This window comes from Simplicispira sedimenti (assembly GCF_022760965.1).
Taxonomy (GTDB): domain Bacteria; phylum Pseudomonadota; class Gammaproteobacteria; order Burkholderiales; family Burkholderiaceae_C; genus Simplicispira; species Simplicispira sedimenti.
In genome coordinates, this window is record NZ_JAKVIJ010000010.1 from 68,242 (window position 1) to 87,893 (window position 19,652).

General features: G+C 68.3%; 15 protein-coding genes. 8 read left to right on the forward strand and 7 right to left on the reverse strand.

Annotation, left to right across the window (positions count from 1 at the left end; genetic code table 11):
- Positions 1 to 33 precede the first annotated feature (33 nt).
- A complete protein-coding gene (locus MJ602_RS11950) occupies positions 34 to 954 on the reverse strand; it encodes a YicC/YloC family endoribonuclease (RefSeq protein ID WP_243021016.1) in 921 nt (306 codons plus the stop codon).
- 75 nt (positions 955 to 1,029) lie between these two features.
- Here MJ602_RS11950 and MJ602_RS11955 point away from each other — a divergent pair, with 75 nt between their 5' ends.
- The 5 genes from MJ602_RS11955 (at position 1,030) to hemW (ending at position 5,860) form a co-directional block, all read left to right on the forward strand.
- Positions 1,030 to 2,046 (forward strand): serine/threonine protein kinase, encoded by a 1,017-nt coding sequence (locus MJ602_RS11955; protein WP_162016904.1) that lies wholly within the window; start codon positions 1,030 to 1,032, stop codon positions 2,044 to 2,046.
- On the forward strand, positions 2,043 to 2,945 hold the full coding sequence (locus tag MJ602_RS11960; protein ID WP_162016903.1) for a PP2C family protein-serine/threonine phosphatase: 903 nt from the start codon (positions 2,043 to 2,045) through the stop codon (positions 2,943 to 2,945). Before MJ602_RS11955 ends, MJ602_RS11960 begins: the two co-directional genes overlap by 4 nt.
- Before the next feature lie 199 nt (positions 2,946 to 3,144).
- On the forward strand, positions 3,145 to 3,873 hold the full coding sequence (gene rph / locus MJ602_RS11965; RefSeq protein WP_243021017.1) for a ribonuclease PH: 729 nt from the start codon (positions 3,145 to 3,147) through the stop codon (positions 3,871 to 3,873).
- A gap of 44 nt (positions 3,874 to 3,917) precedes the next feature.
- Positions 3,918 to 4,535: an RdgB/HAM1 family non-canonical purine NTP pyrophosphatase gene (gene rdgB / locus MJ602_RS11970; RefSeq protein ID WP_243021018.1), complete on the forward strand. Its 618-nt coding sequence runs from the start codon at positions 3,918 to 3,920 to the stop codon at positions 4,533 to 4,535.
- A 92-nt stretch (positions 4,536 to 4,627) separates the two neighbouring features.
- On the forward strand, positions 4,628 to 5,860 hold the full coding sequence (hemW, locus tag MJ602_RS11975) for a radical SAM family heme chaperone HemW (RefSeq protein ID WP_243021019.1): 1,233 nt from the start codon (positions 4,628 to 4,630) through the stop codon (positions 5,858 to 5,860).
- A 51-nt stretch (positions 5,861 to 5,911) separates the two neighbouring features.
- Here hemW and MJ602_RS11980 read toward each other — a convergent pair whose 3' ends face one another.
- Positions 5,912 to 6,229: an I78 family peptidase inhibitor gene (locus tag MJ602_RS11980; protein ID WP_423246708.1), complete on the reverse strand. Its 318-nt coding sequence runs from the start codon at positions 6,227 to 6,229 to the stop codon at positions 5,912 to 5,914.
- A 251-nt stretch (positions 6,230 to 6,480) separates the two neighbouring features.
- Between MJ602_RS11980 and MJ602_RS11985 the strand changes: the two genes are divergently transcribed.
- Positions 6,481 to 7,515, forward strand: coding sequence for a hypothetical protein (locus MJ602_RS11985; protein WP_243021020.1), 1,035 nt, complete (start codon positions 6,481 to 6,483; stop codon positions 7,513 to 7,515).
- 27 nt (positions 7,516 to 7,542) lie between these two features.
- Here the strand turns inward: MJ602_RS11985 and MJ602_RS11990 are convergent, their stop codons facing one another.
- From MJ602_RS11990 to MJ602_RS12005, 4 genes are all read right to left on the reverse strand, one after another.
- Positions 7,543 to 9,159, reverse strand: a complete 1,617-nt coding sequence (locus tag MJ602_RS11990) for a PEP/pyruvate-binding domain-containing protein (protein ID WP_243021021.1) — start codon at positions 9,157 to 9,159, stop codon at positions 7,543 to 7,545.
- Positions 9,156 to 11,105 carry a phosphate transport regulator gene (locus tag MJ602_RS11995; protein ID WP_243021022.1) on the reverse strand — a complete coding sequence of 650 codons (1,950 nt, stop codon included), beginning with the start codon at positions 11,103 to 11,105 and terminating at the stop codon, positions 9,156 to 9,158. Before MJ602_RS11995 ends, MJ602_RS11990 begins: the two co-directional genes overlap by 4 nt.
- A gap of 87 nt (positions 11,106 to 11,192) precedes the next feature.
- Positions 11,193 to 11,627, reverse strand: a complete 435-nt coding sequence (locus tag MJ602_RS12000; protein ID WP_243021023.1) for an acyl-CoA thioesterase — start codon at positions 11,625 to 11,627, stop codon at positions 11,193 to 11,195.
- Positions 11,628 to 11,698: 71 nt separating this feature from the next.
- Complete coding sequence (locus MJ602_RS12005) at positions 11,699 to 12,589, reverse strand: formylglycine-generating enzyme family protein (protein WP_243021084.1); 891 nt, start codon at positions 12,587 to 12,589, stop codon at positions 11,699 to 11,701.
- Between the two features lie 297 nt (positions 12,590 to 12,886).
- On the opposite strand from MJ602_RS12005, the gene MJ602_RS12010 reads away from it, so the two are divergent.
- A complete protein-coding gene (locus tag MJ602_RS12010; protein ID WP_243021024.1) occupies positions 12,887 to 14,839 on the forward strand; it encodes an adenylate/guanylate cyclase domain-containing protein in 1,953 nt (650 codons plus the stop codon).
- 54 nt (positions 14,840 to 14,893) lie between these two features.
- A complete protein-coding gene (locus tag MJ602_RS12015) occupies positions 14,894 to 18,259 on the forward strand; it encodes a FecR domain-containing protein (protein ID WP_243021025.1) in 3,366 nt (1,121 codons plus the stop codon).
- Positions 18,260 to 18,317: 58 nt separating this feature from the next.
- Here MJ602_RS12015 and MJ602_RS12020 read toward each other — a convergent pair whose 3' ends face one another.
- Entirely contained in the window at positions 18,318 to 19,619 is a 1,302-nt protein-coding gene (locus tag MJ602_RS12020; protein ID WP_243021026.1) for a tryptophan--tRNA ligase, read from the reverse strand.
- Positions 19,620 to 19,652: the final 33 nt, after the last annotated feature.

Below are 19,652 nucleotides of genomic sequence, written 5' to 3' on the forward strand. Positions count from 1 at the left end.
AGACAAGCGCCAGGCGCTATCAAATTAAAAGCGTTATTCGATGTTCTGAACCTGCTCGCGCATCTGCTCGATCAGCACTTTCATATCGACACTGATGCGGGTGAGTTCCAGCGCCGCCGATTTGGAGCCCAGGGTGTTGGCCTCGCGGTGCAACTCCTGTATGAGGAAATCCAGGCGTTTGCCGATGTCGCCGCCCTTTTTCAGCAGGCGCTCGATTTCGTCCAGGTGGGACTGCAGCCGGGTGACTTCCTCGGCCACGTCGATCCGGATGGCAAAGGCCGTGGCCTCGGACAGGGCGCGCTCCTGGGCCGCTTCGGGGGATGCACTGGAGCCTTCGGTCAGGCCCATGGCCTCTTTCCAGCGCTCCAGAAAGCGTTGGCGCTGTTGTTCCACGAGTTTGGGCACCAGCGGCACTGCCTGCTGGGCCAGGCTGCGCAGCTGTGCCAGGTGGCCTTGGAGCATGGTTGCCAGGCGTGCGCCTTCCTGGGCGCGAGCCTCCAGCAACGCGGCCAGGGCTTGCTCTGCCAGTTCCATGGCCGTGGGGCTCCAGTCTTCTTCCGCAGGCCCCGAGTGCACTGACAGCCGCAGCACATCGGCCACCGACAGGGGTGTGGCTTGGGGCAACCAGGAACGGATGGTGTCCTGCGCAGCGTTCAGGCGTTGCAACAGGCGTGGCGAAGGGTCGGGCACGCTGGTGGTGTCGGTGCTTTCCAGGGTGGCGCGCACTTCCACCTTGCCGCGCTTGATCTGGCTGGTCAGCAGGCTGCGCAGGGAGGGTTCGAGGGCGCGCAGCTCGTCGGGCAGGCGGAAAGCCAGGTCCAGAAATCGGCTGTTGACCGACCGGATCTCCAGTCCCAGACGGCGTGTGGACGCCGCGCGACCCTCGGTAGCAGGGGCTGTGGCGGCGCCAGCGGCCTGTGCGCTGGCGTATCCGGTCATGCTGTAAACTGGCATCGGACTTCTGATGGTGGCTTGCGATTCCCGTGATTATCCGGGTTCTGCCGGATGCCTGAATCTTCTTCGCAGAATATGTCAAAAATCAAACCGGCCCCGTTGCCGCCCGATACCGTCATTGGTGGGTACCGCGTGATTCGCCGGTTGTCTGCCGGCGGTTTCGGCGTGGTCTATCTGGCCGAGGACAGCGAAGGCCAGCAGGTGGCGATCAAGGAATACCTTCCATCCTCGCTGGCCACCCGCGCTCCGGGGGAATTGCTTCCCAAGGTGCAGCCCGAGAAGCTCTCGCTGTACCGCCTGGGGCTCAAGAGCTTTTTTGAAGAAGGCCGGGCGCTGGCGCAGATCTCGCACGCCTCGGTGGTGAGCGTGCTCAATTTCTTCCGCGAGAACGAAACCGTGTACATGGTGATGAACTACCTGGAGGGCGCCACCCTGCAGGACTACATCATCACGGCGCGCGATCTCAAGGGCCAGAAGGTCTTCCGCGAATCCACCATTCGCTCGCTGTTCGACGAAGTGCTGCGTGGCATGCGCATCGTGCACCAGCACAAGATGCTGCACCTGGACATCAAGCCGGCCAACATCTTCATCACCGACGACAACAAGGCCGTGATGATCGACTTTGGCGCTGCGCGCGAGGTGCTGTCCAAAGAGGGCAACTTCATCCGCCCCATGTACACCCCTGGCTTTGCCGCACCCGAGATGTACCGGCGCGACGCCTCCATGGGGCCCTGGACCGACATCTACGCCCTGGGCGCCTGCATATATGCCTGCATGCAGGGCTATCCGCCCAACGAGGCGCCGCAGCGCCAGGAAAAGGATCGCCTGTCGCTGGCGTTGGCCAAGCTGCGCGGCGTGTACTCCGACAACCTGATCGAGGTGGTGGAGTGGTGCATGGCCCTCGATCCGCTCTCGCGTCCGCAGTCGGTATTTGCCTTGCAGAAAGAGCTGGCCCGCGAGGGTGAGCGCCGCTATACCAAGCTCACCGTGGCCGAAAAAATGCGACTGCAGATTGACAATCTGGTCACCGACACCAAGAAAACCGTCCAGAAGGCAACCGCCCCCGCGGCCGTAGGGGCCAAGCCCAAATGAAATTCTCTGTATTCCAGATCAGCCGCCGTGGCGGCCGCGAGAAGAACGAAGACCGCATGGGCTACTGCTACACGCGTGAGTCCGGCCTGTTCGTTCTGGCCGACGGCATGGGTGGCCACCCCGAGGGCGAGGTGGCTGCGCAGATCGCGCTGCAGACCGTGGCCTCGATGTTCCAGCGCCAGGCGCGGCCGCAGTTGCCCGATGTGCAGGAGTTTCTGTCGGCCTCGCTCCTGGCCGCGCACCACCAGATCCTGCGCTACGCCAGCGACAAGGGCATGATCGACTCGCCCCGCACCACACTGGTGGTGGCCGTGGTGCAGGCGGGCAATGCCCACTGGATTCACTGTGGCGACTCGCGCCTGTACATGGTGCGCTCGGGCCAGTTGCTCACGCGCACGCGCGACCACTCTTACATGGAACTGCGCAACGTGCCGGTGGCGCTGGAGCGCATCAACCGCAACGTGCTGTTCACCTGCCTGGGTTCGCCCACCAAACCCATTTATGACATGACCGGCCCGGTGTTGCTGGAGCAGGGCGACCGCCTGCTGCTGTGCTCCGACGGCCTGTGGGGCACGCTCAGCGATGAGGACATCTCCCGCCAACTGGGCGCCGACTCGGTGTCCCAGTCCGTGCCGGAACTGGTCGAGCAGGCCTTGCGCAAGGCCGGTGACAGCAGTGACAACGTGACCGTGGTGGCCATGGAGTGGGAGACGCCCGACGCGTTCGAGTCCACCCAGGGCGTGTCCACCGAGAGCATTGGCGATGACGTGTTCGCCTCCACCATCCAGGCCGGGCCGCTGGACGCGCTGGTCGATGACCTGGACGACGAAGCCATCGAGCGCTCCATCGCCGAGATCAACGAAGCCATCCGGCGCACTTCGGCCGCGAAGAAAGCGTGAACCTCCCCCTGTGTCGCTGCGCGCCTTCCCCCTCCTCTCGCGCTGCGCGCGGGGAAGGGGACACCGCCAGCGCCTGTACATGGGAAGGCTGGCGGCCCTTGCGCGGCGGTCGCTGGCCTGGGCCGCGCGCGGCGCAATAGGCGGTGAATAGCTTGCAACCTGGGCGCTGCACGTAGCGCCATTTTTTGACGTTTCCCACATGACTTCTTTCGTTCGCACCAGCGGCCGTGCCGCCGACCAGTTGCGCCCCGTGCGCATCACCCGCCGCTACACCATGCATGCCGAGGGCTCGGTGCTCGTCGAGTTCGGCAATACCAAGGTGCTGTGCACCGCCTCGGTGGAAGAGAAGGTGCCGCCGCACAAGCGCGGCAGTGGCGAGGGCTGGGTCACGGCCGAATACGGCATGCTGCCGCGCGCCACGCACAGCCGCAGCGACCGCGAGGCCGCGCGCGGCAAGCAGAGCGGCCGCACGCAGGAAATCCAGCGCCTCATCGGCCGCTCGCTGCGCGCCGTGTTCGACCTCAAGCTCCTGGGCGAGCGCAGCATCGTGCTCGACTGCGACGTGATCCAGGCCGACGGCGGCACGCGCACCGCTGCCATCACCGGCGCCTGGGTGGCCGCGCAGGACGCGGTGAACACGCTGCTCGCCAGCGGCAAGATCGCCACCTCGCCCATCCGCGAACCCGTGGCCGCCATCTCGGTGGGCATCGTGCAGGGCACGCCCGTGCTCGACCTCGAATACGTGGAGGACGTGGCCTGTGACACCGACATGAACGTGGTCATGACCGGTGCCGGACACTTCGTGGAAGTGCAGGGCACGGCCGAGGGCGTGGCCTTCACGCGCCGCGAGATGGACCAGCTCCTGCTGCTGGCCGAAAAAGGCATTGGCGAACTGATGCAGATGCAGCAGGAAGCACTGCAAAAATAATAGCTAGTCGCGCTTTCTGGGCAAGCGCTAGAGGCTGATTTGTTATGAAAATCGTATTGGCATCCAACAACCGCGGCAAGCTCGCAGAACTGCAGGCCATGCTGGCCCCCCTGGGCGTGGAGCTGGTGCGCCAGGCCGACCTCGGCGTGGGCGAGGCCGAGGAGCCGCACCGCACCTTTGTCGAGAACGCCCTGGCCAAGGCGCGCTTTGCCAGCGCACACACCGGCCTGCCGGCCCTGGCCGACGACGCCGGCCTGTGCGTGGACGCCTTTGGCGGCTTGCCGGGCGTGGACACGGCCTACTACGCCACCCAGTTTGGCTACGAGAAGGGCGACGACAACAACGTGCGCGCCCTGCTGGAACAGATGCAGGGCCAGGCCAACCGCCGCGCCGCCATGGTCAGCACCCTGGTGGCCGTGCGCAGCCCGCAGGACCCCGAGCCATTGATTGCCGTGGGCCGCGTGGTGGGCGAGATCGCGCCCGAGCGGCGCGGCAGCCACGGCTTTGGTTTCGACCCGGTGATGTTCATCCCCGAATTCGGCCAGACCTTCGCCGAGCTGCCCCCTGAAGTGAAGAACGCGAACAGTCACCGGGGCCGCGCGGCGCAGCAGATGCTGGCGCTGATGCGCGAGCGCTGGTTGCCGGATGCTTCAAAAATGTGAGCTGCCAGCGCTTTCCATTTGGGTGTTTCAGATAATTTTCATAATGAAACCCAATACAGACAAGCGCCAGCAGCTATGGTTTTGATATCACCATGAGCATCCCGATTGTTTCTGCCGCTGACGAGGCGCAGCCCGCGCCGCAGCGCGACATCCAGCACTACATGCGCCCAGGGCTGCTACAGCTCAGCAGCCTGCCGCCGCTGTCGCTGTACGTGCACATCCCCTGGTGCCTGCGCAAGTGCCCTTACTGCGATTTCAATTCGCACGCCCACCAGGGCGGCGAGGCCCTGCCCGAGCAGCGCTACCTGGACGCCCTGTGCGCCGACCTGGAAGCCGCGCTGCCGCTGGTGTGGGGGCGCCAGGTGCACAGCGTCTTCATTGGTGGCGGCACGCCCAGCCTGTTTGCGCCCGCGTCTATCGACCGCCTGCTGGCCGACATCCGCGCGCGCCTGCCGCTGGCGGCGGGCTGCGAAGTGACGCTGGAGGCCAACCCCGGCACCTTCGAGAAAGACCGCTTCCGTGCCTTCCGCGCTGCGGGCGTCACGCGCCTGTCGGTGGGTGTGCAGAGCTTCAACGACCGGCACCTGCAGGCCCTGGGCCGCGTGCACGACCGTGCCCAGGCCATTGCGGCGGTGGAGGAGGCGCAGCAGGCCTTCGAGACCTTCAACCTCGACCTCATGTACGCGCTGCCCGGCCAGACGCTGCCCGAGCTGGACGCCGACCTGCGCACCGCGCTGGCCCTGGCGCCGCCGCACCTGTCGGTGTACCACCTGACCATCGAGCCCAACACCTGGTTCGCCAAGCATCCACCCACCGTGCCGCCGGACGACGAGGCCTACGCCATGCTCGACCACATCACCGAGCACACCGCGCAGGCCGGGCTGGAGCGCTACGAGGTGTCCGCCTACGCACGCAGCAGCCACCAGTGCCAGCACAACACCAACTACTGGGAATTTGGCGACTACCTTGGCATTGGCGCGGGCGCGCACAGCAAGCTCAGCTTTGCCCACCGCGTGGTGCGCCAGGTGCGCTTTCGCGATCCACAGCGCTACATGGACCAGGCGCTCGCAGGCCAGGCCCTGGCGCAGGACAACGAGGTGCGCCGTGGCGACCTGCCGTTTGAGTTCATGCTCAACGCCCTGCGCCTGCGCAGCGGCTTTGCGCTGCAGGACTTTGTCGAGCGCACCGGCCTGGCCCTCACTGCCATCGAGGCCCCTTTGCAAGAGGCCGAACGCAAGGGCCTGGTTCAGCGCGACCTGGGCCGCGTCAAGCCCACGCCCCGGGGCTTTGATTTTCTGAGCGACCTGCAGGAACTGTTTCTGTAGCCGCAAATGGCGCCCTGAAAAAGCCCAAGCACTGCGGGCGACAGGGGGGCATCACCAACAACGTGCGGCCACGATGCGACCGTTAGCGTCCACTTCCAGGTTCAGGCGCTGGGCGTTGTATTCCTTGGTCACCATCTGGCCCGGGCGCAGGATGCGCGCCATCAGCGCACCGGATTTCACACGCGCTGCCTCCACCACCTTGGCCGTGCTGTTCTGGCCCACAAACGACTGAGCAGCCTGGGCATTGCACAGGTCGCCGCGTGGTGCACCTGTGGGGCCGGTGGCAGGGGGCGTTGCGGCGCAGCCCGCCAGCAGCATCAACGCGCCCACGGGAAGGAGGGACCAGGTACGGAAGGGACGCAAAGGCATGGGGGTGCTCCTGTGGAAGACCAAGACAAGCAGTGCCGCGCCTGCGGCCTGCGCAAACGACCAGCTTACCTCAGCACCCCGGGGGTATGGCGGTTGGATTTACCGATGGTTGCATGTGCGCCTGCGGATTTGCGATAGGCTCGCCCCGTCACAACACAGACCTGCACAACTGCGCTCAGGCAGAGGTGGAGATGCCTGCCTGCGGCATGGGCTTCCCGCCATGGCGCAGCGCGGTCATCACAGGAGTCCACATGCCCCCATCTTCTCTTTCTCAACCACCGCAGGCCCGGCGCGCGGCCCTTGGGATGGCCATGGTGGCGCTTGCGCTGGCCGCATGGGTGGCCATCCGTCCCGCACTGGCCCAGAGCCCGGTGCCTGGTGTTTCGACCTCGGCAAAACAGGCCTCTGCACGACCCAGCCCCGAGGCGGTGCAGGCGCTCGTGGCTCTGCAGAACTGGCCCGAACGGTTGGCAGGGCTGCGCCAGACCTTTGAAGGGCAGATGCAGCTTGCGGTCAACTCTCGGGCCTGGTCAGACCTCAAGCCGCAAGTGCGCGAACGCCTGGGCTTGCAGCTGCGCGACTACATGCTGGAACGCTTTGCCTGGCCTGGAGAACTTCAGGGTCTGGTGGTGCGGTCGTATCTGGAGGCTGCTTCCGCGGCCGATGTGGCAGTCTTGCGCACGTTCCAGGAGTCGGCCGACGGCCAGTGGCTGGAGCAGCGCTTGCGCCCCGCACTGGACGAGGTGGAATTTGCCCTGCTGGACCGTGCGCGGCGGGACATCCAGGCATTCACCAACACAGGACTCGCCGAAACCATGGACACGTCTGCGCCGTTGGCGGCGCCTCCTGCAGCCTGGAAGCCTGCCAATGCCCATGAGACCGCAGCCAGGCGCCTGCTGGATGTGACAGAAATGAAGTCATGGCAGCGTCAATTGCTGGCCATCAAGCTGCGTGCGATTGAGCGCTATGACGATGCTGTCGGCCGGTTTCCCGATCGCCGCGAGCGCCGAAGCCGCTTCGCCGAAGGCCTGCGCAACGCTGTGTCGGTGGAGGCCTATATGCCCCAGCTGATGGCACAACTGACCAAGGCCCTCGGCGAGGATGAGATGGCAAGAGCCATCGCCATCGAAACCTCTGCCGACAGGAGCCAGGCCAAAGCCATCGATCACCGCCTGGGCCAGGCCTTCGGTAAGCACATGCAGGCCTGGCAGCGCGATACCCTGTTTCCTGGTCTTCGGCAGATCATGGATGCCGCGCGGCAGCACCGCCCGGATGCAGGCACCTGAACCCTCAGGCCCGCGTTCACTGACAGTTCAATGGTGCTTTTTGTGCCCCTGGGCGCGCAAGGTGTGCAGCCGGGCCTGCAGTGCGGTGTCGGGCACCAGGGCAATGCGCGCCTGGCCTGCGTACACGGCGCCGTCGTTGCCGTCCAGGGTGAGGGCGTCGCCCTCGTGCAGCGTCTGGCTGCCAAGGCGCAGGCTGCGTGTGCCCAGGTCGATTTGCAGGGCGTTGCAGCCCACCAGGCAGGTCTTGCCCAATTGGCGCGCCACCACGGCCGCGTGCGAGGTGCGTGCGCCGCGCTGTGTCAGCAGGCCTTGCGCGGCCTGCAGCGCGGCGATGTCGCTGGTTTCGGCGTCCTGGCGCACCAGCACGGCGGCCTTGCCCTGGGCCACCAGGGCGCGCACGGCATCGGTGTCCAGCGCAATGGCGCCGCTGACCACCCCGGTGCAGGCCGGTACCGCGGTGGCCAGGGGCTGCAGCGTGCTGGCCTGGCCGTCTTCGGCCACCATGCGCCAGGTGCCCAGTTGCTCGGGCTCCAGGGTCTGGGTGCGGCGCTGGGCTTCGTGGGTGGGAATCCAGCCCTCGTCGTGCAGGTCCAGTGCAATGCGGGCGGCGGCCAATGCGGTGCGTTTGCCTGCGCGGGTTTGCAGCATGTGCAGCACGCCGTCCTGTACGGTGAACTCGAAGTCCTGCATGTCCAGAAAGTCGCGCTCCAGCACCTGGGCCGCGGCTTGCAGTTGCTGCCACGCCTGCGGGGCCACGCTAGCCAGGGTGTCGTGGCCGTGGGCGTTGCGCCGCCCGCTGACCACGTCTTCGCCCTGTGCGTTGGCCAGAAAGTCCACCCACAGGCGCGGCTCGCCCGTGCTGGGGTCGCGCGTGAAGCCCACGCCCGCGCCCGAATGGCCGCCCGCATTGCCAAACACCATGCGCTGCAGGATGACGGCCGTGCCCATGTCCGGGTCGATGTCGTGGATGCGGCGGTACTCCTGGGCCTTGTCGGCGTTCCACGACGCAAACACGGCGCCGATGGCGCCACTGAGCTGCTCGTGCGCGTCCTGCGGGAAGGGGCGCCCGACAGCGGTGGCGTACAGGGCCAGAAAGCTGCGCGTGAGCTGGCGCAGTTGGGCAAAGTCCAGCAGGCGCTCGTCCCGGCCCTGGGTGACGCGGGCGATCTCGTCCTCGAACAGCGCGGCGGGCAGGCCTGCCACGACTTCGCCATAGCTGGCCACCAGGCGGCGGTAGGCGTCCCAGGCCATGCGCGGGTTGCCGGTCTGGCGCACCAGGCCGGGCAGGGTGTGGTTGCTCAGGCCGATGTTGAGCAGGGTTTCGAGCATGCCGGGCATGGACACCGGCGCGCCGGATCGCACCGACAGGATCAGCGGGTTGCGTTCGTCGCCAAACAGCAGGCCGGTGCTTTCTTCGAGCGCGGGCAGGCCCATGGAGAACACGGGCAGCAGGCAGTCTTGTGGGGCGTGGCTGTAGTGCGTACCGATGACCAGCGCGGCGGGCACGTTGAGCCCGGCCTCGGCCATGCGCTGCAGGTTGAAACCCTTGCCACCCATGGTGTCGGGTGAGGGCTTGTGCAGGTCGGTACGGGCCGGGGTGCGCACCAGGTACAGGTGCCGGGGCAGGGTGGTCTGGGGCTTCATGCGGCGGCTCCGGTTTTGTTCAGCACCATTTCGCGCATTGCGTAGCCCGCGCGCAGCAGGTGGTCGGTGGCGTTTTCCAGGGTGGAGGCCAGTTCGCTGGCCAGGGTGAAGGCCACTGGCGCATCGTGCAAGTGGCGCACCATGGTGGTACGCGCCTGGCGCAGCAGGTCGTCGCACTGGCGTTCGGCACGCAGCATGCGCCACAGGGTTTGCAGGAACAGGTCGCTGTCGCTGCCGTCGGTCTGGTGCACGGCCTGGCGCGCAATTTCAATGGCCTTGACGAGATCCTGGATGGCGCACAGCGTGGTGGCGGCGAGCTGGCACAGCGCCGCGCGCACGGCGAGGGGCAGTCCGGGGCAGGGCGGCGTGAGCGTGAGCGAGTGCATGAAGGTGGCTTCTTCCAGCGCATCGGCCACGTCATCGGCCTTGCCCAGGCAGTCCACCACCGGGCGCCAGCGCTCGCGCCGCTCGGCGCGCTGGCGCGCGTCCATCAGCAGGTGGTCGGCCTGGCGCTCCCAGTTCTTGGCGCGCAGCACCTGGGCCTGGGTCTGCTCGGCGTCGCCGGGGGATTCCAGGGCCTGGCACAGGCCTTCGGCCAGGGCGTGGATGTAGGCAGCGTGTTCGGCCAGCAGGTCGAATTCAAAGCTGCGCTGGCGCAGCATTCGGCCCAGCAGTAGCCGGGCCTCGTCGGCCACCAGCGACAGGGGTTGCTGCTGGCGCAGCAGCAGGCTGGACAGGCGCAGCAGCTCCAGCAGGTACTGGCTGGCGGCCTGTTCGCCCAGCACGTCGTCGAGCCGGTCGCCCACGCGGAAAGCCTCGCTGTCCACCGCCTGCATGGCGTTGTACACCAGTCGCTCGGCCCCGGCGATAAGCCAGGCCATGTGGCCCCAGTCGTTGCGTGCGGCCTGCGCCAGCAGTGCGTGCGCCTGGGGCTTGCCCACAAAGTGCTGCAGCCGCTTGCGCGCGCGGTTCCAGTCGATCACGAAAACGATGCGCGAGGCCAACTGCTCCAGCGCAGTTTGCAAGGTGGCCGTGTCGGCGGCGCCCAGGCGGGCCTGGCCCACGAGGTAGGGCTTGCCGCTGTTAAGTCCGTCGGACACGCGCGGGTCGAACACCTGCCAGGCAAAGCCCTGTGCTTCCAGCATCTGCCGGAAAAAGCCAAAGCGCCCAGGGTGCAGGTCGGAATAGGTGAGCGACACCTCCAGACCGCACACCTCGATGACCAGCACATGCACGTCGTTGGTGCCGATGTCGTTCTGGATCAGCAGGCGCTCGCCGTCGCGTGTGGCGGCGGTGTCCAGCCCAGGGTGCGAGAACTTCAGCTCTGCCGTGCGGTGCAGGCCGCGCATGAAGGCACGGATCAGCGGCAGGTCGCTCGCGGGCAACTGCCAGGTGTGGGCGCCGTCCACGTCCTCGGTGGCCAGCGTGCCCGACAGGGTGTTGAGCTGCTTGTGCAGGTCCATCACCAGCAGGTGCAGGCTGTCGCCGCGCTGGTGGTCGCCGTGGGTCAGTTCGGCCAGCACGCTGCGCGGCAGGCCTTCGTCGTCGGCCAGGGCGTGCAGGCGCTGCAGCCAGGCGTCGCGACGCTGGGCCAGGGGGGGTGCACTGCCCGGCCCGGTATCGCACACCGGGCGCGCCATGGTGGACAGGTCGGCAGACAGCGCGCGCAGCAGATCGTCCAGGTGCGGCAGCACGAGCAGCTCGTCGTCGAAGTAGGCGCCCTGCAGCATGTCCTGCACCCAGGGGGCGTCGCGCAGCAGCGAGCGCGCGAGTTCGGCCTCCCAGCCGCCCTCGGTGTGTTCGGGGGCGCTGGCGCGCTGGGCTGCGGACTGCAGCAGGGTCAGGTAGAGCTTGAGTCGGTCATTGGCAGCCAGGGCCGCCTTGATCCACGCAGGCATGAGCAGCGAGGACTGGCCTAGCGAGGCCACCGCTTGTTCCTTGAGCATCGGGTTGTTCTCCGTTGCCCGTGATTGGAGCGCCCCGGCATGGCAGGGCCGTGACAAACCCCAGCGGCAGTGAGGGTGGGCGCCGCTTCAGGCCGCAGTGAGCGCTGGCAGATAGATGCTGCAAAACGCCTCGGGCATGCGCCGGGGCTTGCCGCTGGTGAGCTCCACACACACCAGGTGCCAGTGGCCGCGCAGGATGGTGGCCTTGTCGCTGGCGCGCACCAACTGAAAGCGCCGCTCCATGGTGAGCTTGCCGTCGCTGGCCGTGATCCAGGTGCCCAGCACCAGCGGCTCGCCCAGCAGCGAGGGCAGCAGGTAGTCGTAGTGGGCCTGGCGGATGACCATGGCGCGGTCCAGCCGGTGGTAGTCGGCCAGGTTCAGGCCCAACGCTTCGGAATGCGCCCAGCCGATGCGTTCGCACCACTGCACGTACACGGCGTTGTTGGTGTGGTTCAGTCCATCGATGTCACCGGTCTGCGGGGTGAGGTCAAGGGTGTAAGGTTGCGCAAGATCCCAGGGCATGGGGCGATTGTCGCCGCCTGGCGCGTGCGCTGGGTGTCAAAGGCTTGACAGTGGGTCGGCCGGCGGCGGCGTCATTCGCGCACCAGCCGGATGCCTACCAGCGTGTAGCGCGTGTCCGGGTCGTTCCAGTTGCGAAAGCTGCAGCGCGCATAGAAGGGCCAGGTGTGCCAGGAGCCGCCCCGGCGCACGCGCACCGTGCCCTGTGCCGGGCCTTGGGGGTCCTTGCGTGGGGAGTGGGCGTAGTAATCGTCACCATGCCAGTCAGACACCCATTCCCACACATTGCCCAGCATGTCCTGCACCCCCCAGGCGTTGGGTGCATGGCTGCCCACCGGCGCGGTGAAGGCGTGCCCGTCGCTGCCTGTCAGGGCGTGCTGGCTCCAGCGCGGCCAGTAGGGGGCCGCGTCCTGGTCGAACAGGTTGGCGTGCTGCACCAGCGTCTGCGGGTCGTCGCCATGGGGGTAGCGGGTGCGGGTGCCGGCCCGGCAGGCGTATTCCCATTCGGCCTCGGTGGGCAGGCGGTAGCGCTGGCCTTCGGTGCGGCTGAGCCAGGCGGCCAGCGCCTGCGCGTCGTGCCAGGTCACGTTCACCACCGGGTGCTCGTCGGTCTGGGCAAAGCCGGGGTCGCGCCAGGAGTAGCGCGGCAGGCGGCCCTCGAAAGCATCGCCACGCGCGGTGGTGGCGGGGTCGTAGGTAGGGTTGTAGCCATAGCCCCCGGTGCCATCGGCCACCGACTGCGGCACATGGCCCGAGGCCTCAATAAAGCGCCGGAACTGCCCCACCGTCACCTCGTGCTGGCCCAGCCAGAAGGCGCGGGTGATGCGCACGTGGTGCACTGGGGCTTCGTCGCCCAGCTTGGAAAAGCGCTGCGGCTCCAACTGGGGATAGTCGCGCGCCAGACGCTCGGGCGGTTCCGCACTGCCCATCCAGAAACTGCCCGCCGGGATGCGCACGAACACCATGCCCAGGGAATTGGTCCAGCGGGTGGGGCTGCGGGCCTCTTTCACCGTGCCGTCGCCAGAAAGTACGTTGGTGCTGGTCAGCGCAGACACGAAGCACAGCAAGGACCGACGAAGTAAATGCATGGCACGGGAAGGAATAGCTTGGGGTAGTCTATGGCGAGCGATCGGCAGCAGGGGGCCTCGCATTCCCCAGGTGGCGGGGGCTGTTGGTCTGGCGCGAACTCGTCTACAGTCTTGACAGCCTCCCGGTCGCCGGGCCGGGGTACACCGCGCCGCGCTGCGCAGGAGTGTGTTGGCATGGACGCAGCTTCCCTTGCCTGGCGCCTGTGGGTGCCGCGTGTGCTGGGCAGCCTGGTGCTGCTGGCACTGCTGTGGGTGTCGCCGCTGTGGGCGCCTTTGCAGCGCCTGGAGCACGACTTGCTCGCCGGCTTCTCGGCGCCTGCCCACCCGCCCGTGGGCGTCGTGGTGGTCGCCATCGACGAGGCCAGCCTCAGCAGCCTGGGCTTGGCGCCGCCCCTGCCGCGCCACCTGCATGCGCGCATGCTCCAGGCCCTGGCCGGGCAGGGGGTGGCCGCTGTGGGCTGGGACCTGTTGTTCAGCGCCCCACAGACGCCGCAGGACGATGCCGTGCTGGCACAGGCGTTGCAGGGCAGCCTGCCGGTGGTGCTGGCCAGCATCGACGTGGACGTGCAAAGCACCCAGTTGCAGCAGTACCGCCAGCGCGTGGAGTCCATCTTTGCTGGCGCCCGCCACGGCAACGTGGCCATGCCGGTGGACGCAGATGGGGTGGTGCGGCGCCTGCCGGACGCGGACGATGCCTTCTGGCGTGTGCTGGCGCAGGCCGCAGGCCGCAAGGTGCGCGCGCCACCACCCGGAGCCTTGCTGCGCCACTACGCCCCCGAGGCGGCCGTGCCCACCGTGCACTACGTCCAGGCGTTGGATGCCGCGCAGGCCCTGCCGCCCGGTGCCTTGCGCGGGAAGATTGTGCTGGTGGGGCAGGACACGCCTGTTGACGGCGTGGACCGCTTGCGCACCCCGCTGCATGTGCTGGGCGAGGGCACGCAGGCAGGGGTGCGCCTGCACGCCACGGCGCTGGCCAATGCGCTGGCGGGGGACTGGGTGGTGCCTGCGCCGCCCGCAGGGCCTTGGCTCCAGGCCCTGCTGGTGCTGCTGGCGCTGGCGTTGCACACCCGCGTTTGGCGAGGACGCAGCGCGGCGCTGTGGAGCCTGGTGCTGGCCGGTGCGGCTGTCCTGGGCAGTGGCGTGGCCTACCTGGCGGGCATGTGGTGGACAGCGCTGCCCACCCTGGCCATGCTGGCCCTGCATCTGAACGTGGGCGCTGCCAGCAGCTATTGGCAGGAGCGCCAGGGCCGCGAAGCGCTGCGCCGCGAATTTGCACAGTACCTGCCCGTGCCGGTGGTCGATCAACTGGTGCATTCCGGCTTTCAGCACACACGCAGCGAACGGCGTGAACTGAGCCTGCTGTTTGCCGACCTGGCGGGCTTCACACAGGCCAGCGAGGCCATGCCGGTGCAGCAGGTGGCCGATGCGCTGGACGCCTATTTCTCCCGCATGACCGACTGCGTGCATCGCCATGGCGGAACGCTGGACAAATTCATTGGCGATGCAGTCATGGCGTTCTGGAACGCGCCCCTGCCTGACGCCGCGCATGCCCGCAATGCGCTGGCTTGCGCGCTGGACATGCAGACCGCCATGCAGGAGCTGCGCGCGCTGTGGCGGGGAACCCCGTTTGCACAGGTGCAGCTGCGCATCGGCCTGCACACGGGAGAGGCGGCCGTGGGCCATCTGGGATCGCAGGCGCGCTTCACCTACACCGCCGTGGGCGATGCGGTCAACACCGCATCCCGGCTGGAAGGCGCCAATAAGGCCCTGGGAACCCCCATTCTGCTATCGGGTGCGCTGCGCGATGCCGCCCGCGCTGCGGGATGGACGCAGCCCCTGCTGTGGCTCGACACCGTGCGCCTGGCGGGCCGCAGCGCCGGCATCGATGTGTACACGCCCTGCGACGATGCGGCACTGGCCGACATCGCCCAGGGCTTGCGCCAGGCCGTGCAGTCGGGACAATGGGCGCAGGCCCAGGAGTGCTGCGCCGCTTGGCGCGCACACGGAGGCCAGGGGGCAGCCCCCTGGCGGGCGCAGGCCGAGCGCTGGAAGCACAGGCTGCAGGAGGCCGAGCACTCAGGCCAGGGCGGCCAGCCCCTGCCCCCGACGCCGTTGGACAAAGTGTGATGTGGAAGGAGTGCCGCCATGTGGTCAGCGATCCCCTCTTGGAGAGCTCTTTGTGTGCTGGGTGCGGGCTGCTGGGGTGCCGCCCAGGCGGTGGCGCAATGTGCGGGCGCGGCGGGGGAGCCCGGCGTGCCTGCGGCCCAGGTGGTGGCGCTGTCGGGGCAAGGGCAGACCCGGGCGGGTGAGGCCGCACCCTGGCAGGCCGCAGTGCTGTCGCAACACCTGGGCGGCGGGGCCGATGTGCGCACCCTGGCCCTGTCGTCCGCTGCGCTGCTGTTGGCAGACCGTACGCAGATCCGCATGGCGGCCCAGGCCCAGGTGCGCCTGTGCGAGTCCCGTCCTGAGCGCACCTTGCTGGAACTGATGGCTGGACGCCTGTGGGCACGCACCAAGAAGACCCCCGCCAGCCTGCAACTGCGCACCCCAGCCGCCACTGCCGTGGTGCGCGGGACCGACTGGGATGTGGAGGTGGAACAGGGCGGGCGCACCACGCTCACCGTGCTCTCGGGGCGGGTGGAACTGTCCAACGAGCAGGGCCGCGTGGAGCTGGGCCCTGCCGAACAAGGCGTGGTGGTGCCGGGCCAGGCGCCCGTCAAGCGCCTGCTGGTGCAGCCGCGCCAGCGCGTGCAATGGGTGGCGGCCTACCCGGCAGACCCCACGCGCTGGGAGGAGTTCCAGCGCCCCGGCCTCAGCGCGCCGCTGGCCGATGTGCGTGCGCTGGTGCAGGCAGGGCAATGGGGCCAGGCACGCGAGCGCTTGCTGGCGCTTGCTGCGCAGGGCGAAGGGGGCGCTGCGGTCGCACTCGCCCTGGCCGACCTGGAATTGGCCGACGGCCAGGTCGATGCCGCACAGGCGCGCCTGGCGCAGGCCTGGCAGCGTACGCAGGACCCGCGCACGGCTGCGCGCAGGGCAGAACTGCTGCTGGTGCTGGACCGTGGCGCCGAGGCGCGTGCCTGGATCGATGCCACGCGCCCCACGGCACCGCAGGCGCCAGAGCTGTTGCTGGCAGATGCCGGCTGGCACAGGCTCCAGGGCCAAGGCGACGCGGCCCTGGCCTTGTACCGCGAGGCTGTGGGTCGCGCTCAGACTGCGGCCACCCAGGCGGCCGCGCAATGGGGACTGGGCCGCGCGCTGCAGGAACGCGGCGACCTGCACGCCGCCCGCATGGCCCTGGCGCGAGCGGTGGAGCTGGCGCCCGACAACCCCGCCTACCGGGGTGCCCAGGCCACTGCCGCCACCGAGGCCCTGCGCCTGCCGCAAGCGCGGGCCGGGTTCGACGCCGCCCTGGCGCTGGCGGGCGACGATTACGTGAGCCTGGCCGGTGCCGGCCTGTGGGCCCTGCAGCAGGGCGACCCCGAAGGCGCGCGCACCTTGCTGCTCAAGGCGCTGGTGATCGAACCGCGCTACGCCCAGGCCCATGTCTGGCTTGCGGTGGCCGAACACCGGTTGGGTGGGCAGGCTGCAGCCTTTGATTCCCTGGAGCGCGCGCGGCTGTCCGACCCCAAAGACCCCCTGCCCTGGCAGGTGGAATCCATCCTGCGCAACGACGGCGGCGAGCCCGAAGCCGCCATCGCTGCCGCGCGCGAGGCCCTGGGTCGCCTGCCCTATCTCAAATCGCTCAACCCGCTGGCCAGCGACGCCCAGGGCTCGGCCAACCTGGGCAAAGCTTTGGGCGATTTCGGGCTAGAGCACTGGGCGCGTGCCTACGCGCAGCAGTCGTACTACCCACTGTGGGCGGGCAGCCATTTCTTCATGGCCAACCGCTACGAAAGCGACTTCAGCCGCAACTCCGAGCTCATGCAGGGCTACCTGGCCGACCCTCTGGCCTTTGGCATGGGCGAGCGCCAGGTGCCTGTGCTGCGCACGCTGGGCACCGAAGCCGTGGTGGTGGCCAGCGCCGGGCGCGATGCGCGGCAGACCTCTTTGGCTGCCGATGGCGTGCTGCGGGGCCTGGGCGCTGCACCCATGCCCATGGCCTGGCTGGTGCGTGCCAATGGGCTGCGCCTGTGGCCGCGCGGCGCTTCGGGCTCGTACTGGCTGACGGCGCCCATGGTGGATCTGGCCTGGGGGGCGCGGCCGGTGGACCGTCTGGGCCTTTTTGCGGTGCACAACCAAGGCAGCGACCGTTCAGGCTATCCCGGCGGGCTGGACCTGGGCACGGCCCGCTTTGACGGCGTGGCCCGTGGCACGTCCACGCGCACCGACCTGGGGGGCTCCTGGCGCTGGTCTGCCGATGCGCAGACCTGGTTCAAGCTGCACCATGCGCGCAACAGCAATGCCCGCAGCCTGGACCTGGTGGACTGGGGGCCGCAGGATTCGCGTCTGGTCGATCGTCTGGAAGGCGCGATGCTGCGCCATGTGGTGCAGTGGCCCGGGCAGCGCTGGAGCCTGGGCTGGGAATATGCACGGGCGCAGGCGCGCAACGGCCTGTACGACCCAGGCTTGCCCTGGGAGGCGTCCGAGGCCAGCACCCGTGTGGCATTTGACATGCCCTGGGTCGATACCGAATGGCGCCAGGGCGCCTGGACCTGGCAGGCCGGTGCCTACTGGCCGCACCTGCAGGTGCGCAGCGCCAGCCGCTACTACCGCCAGATCGACGGCGCCGACCTGCTGCCGCCCGCCATCACCGAGGCCGGGTACGCCCGCAAGCTGCGGCCCCGCGTGGGCGTGTCGTACCACATGGGGCCGGGCCGGGCACTGCATGCAGCCTACATCGAGAACGTGCACGCACCCGCCACGCACACCCTGGCGCCAGTCGCCGTGGGCGCGATTGCCGCAGACCACCAGTACCAGCGCATGGGCAGCCTGGCACGCAAACGTGCCCTGCAATGGGACTGGGAGATCGACCCGCGCACCTTCGCCTGGGCCATGGCCAGCAGCCAGCACATCGTCAACCCCCAGGGGCCGGATGGGCGCGTGCTCATCCCCGGCATGGGCGTGGCAGTGTCTGACCGCGCGGATGTGCTGGCGCCGGTGTCGGCCTCGGGCCAGATTGCGATCGATGCCTACAACGGCAACCCCTTTTTCGGGCAGGGCAGCCTGCAGCAGATGGGGGTGGCGGTCAACCACGTGTGGGTGCCGCGCCGCAGCGTGCTGGCCAGCTACACCTGGGCCCGTTCGCGCAACACCGGTGCGGCCTACGCCGGCCTGCCGCTGCCTGGCGTGCCCCGCCACACGGCGGTACTGGCCCATGCCTGGCGCCACGGCGGGCGCGACCTGAGCCTGGCGTCCCTGGTGTACCGGGGCTCGCGCTTTGCCGACCAGGCGGCCCAGTCGCCGCTGGGGGCAGGCTGGAACCTCAACCTGGTGCTGTTCCGCGAATCGGCAGACCGCCGCTGGGCCTGGACCGGTACCTTGCAAACGCCGGTGCACGGCACCGTGCGGCCCGCGCTGTGGGTCAGCCTGCGCTACCGTATGGATTAATGGTGTTTTTGGCCTGCAGCGCTTATGAAATAAGCGTAATGCGCTATCAAAATAATAGCTATTCCTTGGCCACTGCGGCCTCGGCCAGGGCCTGGAGCGCGGCCTGTACCTCTGCCTGCGCCGCGCCTTCGGTCAGTGTGCAGCGCTCTGCCAAAGCACCCAGCCCCTCGCGTTGCAGCAACGCGATGGCCTGCCCGGCGTCCTTGGGGGCGTCGAAGCCGGTGCTTTGCAGCAGCAGGCGACCGTCGGCCGCCACGAGCTTGAAGTAGAACTTGCCGTCCTTTTCGCGGTACTGCTTGAAGGCGGGCAGTGCGGTCTTGGCGGCCTTCGCGGTCTTGGCGTTGCTGCTGCCCTGGGCCAGGCTGCGCAGGCCCACGGCGGCACGCAGTTCGCGCAGGAAGGGGGTGGCCATCTCGCGGGCGCGCTGGGCGCCAGCCAGCAGCGTGGCTTCGATGCGGGCAGGGTCCTGGATCAGCGCCTCGTAGCGTTCGCGCAGGGGGGCCACGATGCCGTCCACATGCTCGAACAACTGCTGTTTGGCATCGCCCCAGGCAATGCCTGCGGCGTAGGCCTGGCGCAGGGCCTCGGTCTGCTCGGGGGTGGCAAAAGCCTGGTAGATCTGGAACAGGGCCGAGCCTTCGGTGTCCTTGGGTTCGCCCGGCGCGCGCGAGTCGGTCACGATGCCCTGGATGAGCTTGCGCAACTGCTCCCGGCTGCAGAACAGCGGGATGGTGTTGTCGTAGCTCTTGCTCATCTTGCGGCCGTCCAGGCCGGGCAGGGTGGCCACGTGCTCGTCGATCACCGCTTCGGGCAGCACGAAGTGCTCGCCGTAGAGGTGGTTGAAGCTGGCGCCCATGTCGCGCGCCATCTCGATGTGCTGCACCTGGTCGCGCCCCACGGGCACCTTGTGTGCCTTGAACATCAGGATGTCGGCGCCCATGAGCACGGGGTACATGAACAGGCCCGCGGTCACGCCGTCGTCCGGCTCGCGCCCGGCCGCCTGGTTCTTGTCCTGCGCTGCCTTGTAGGCGTGGGCGCGGTTGAGCAGGCCTTTGCCGGTCACGCAGGTCAGCAGCCAGGTCAGTTCGGGGATTTCCGGAATATCGGACTGGCGGTAGAAAACCACCTTCTCCGGGTCCAGGCCCGCAGCGAGCCAGCTGGCCGCGATCTCCAGCGTGGAGCGCTGGATGCGCACTGGGTCTTCACACTTGATGAGCGCGTGGTAGTCGGCCAGGAAGTAGAAGCTCTGCACGCCGGGCCGCAGGCTCGCCTGGACCGAGGGGCGAATGGAGCCCACGTAGTTGCCCAGGTGGGGAGTGCCCGTGGTGGTGATGCCGGTGAGAAAACGCGTGGTGCTCATGGGGACGAAGTCAGCAGGAGGGAGGAAAAAACA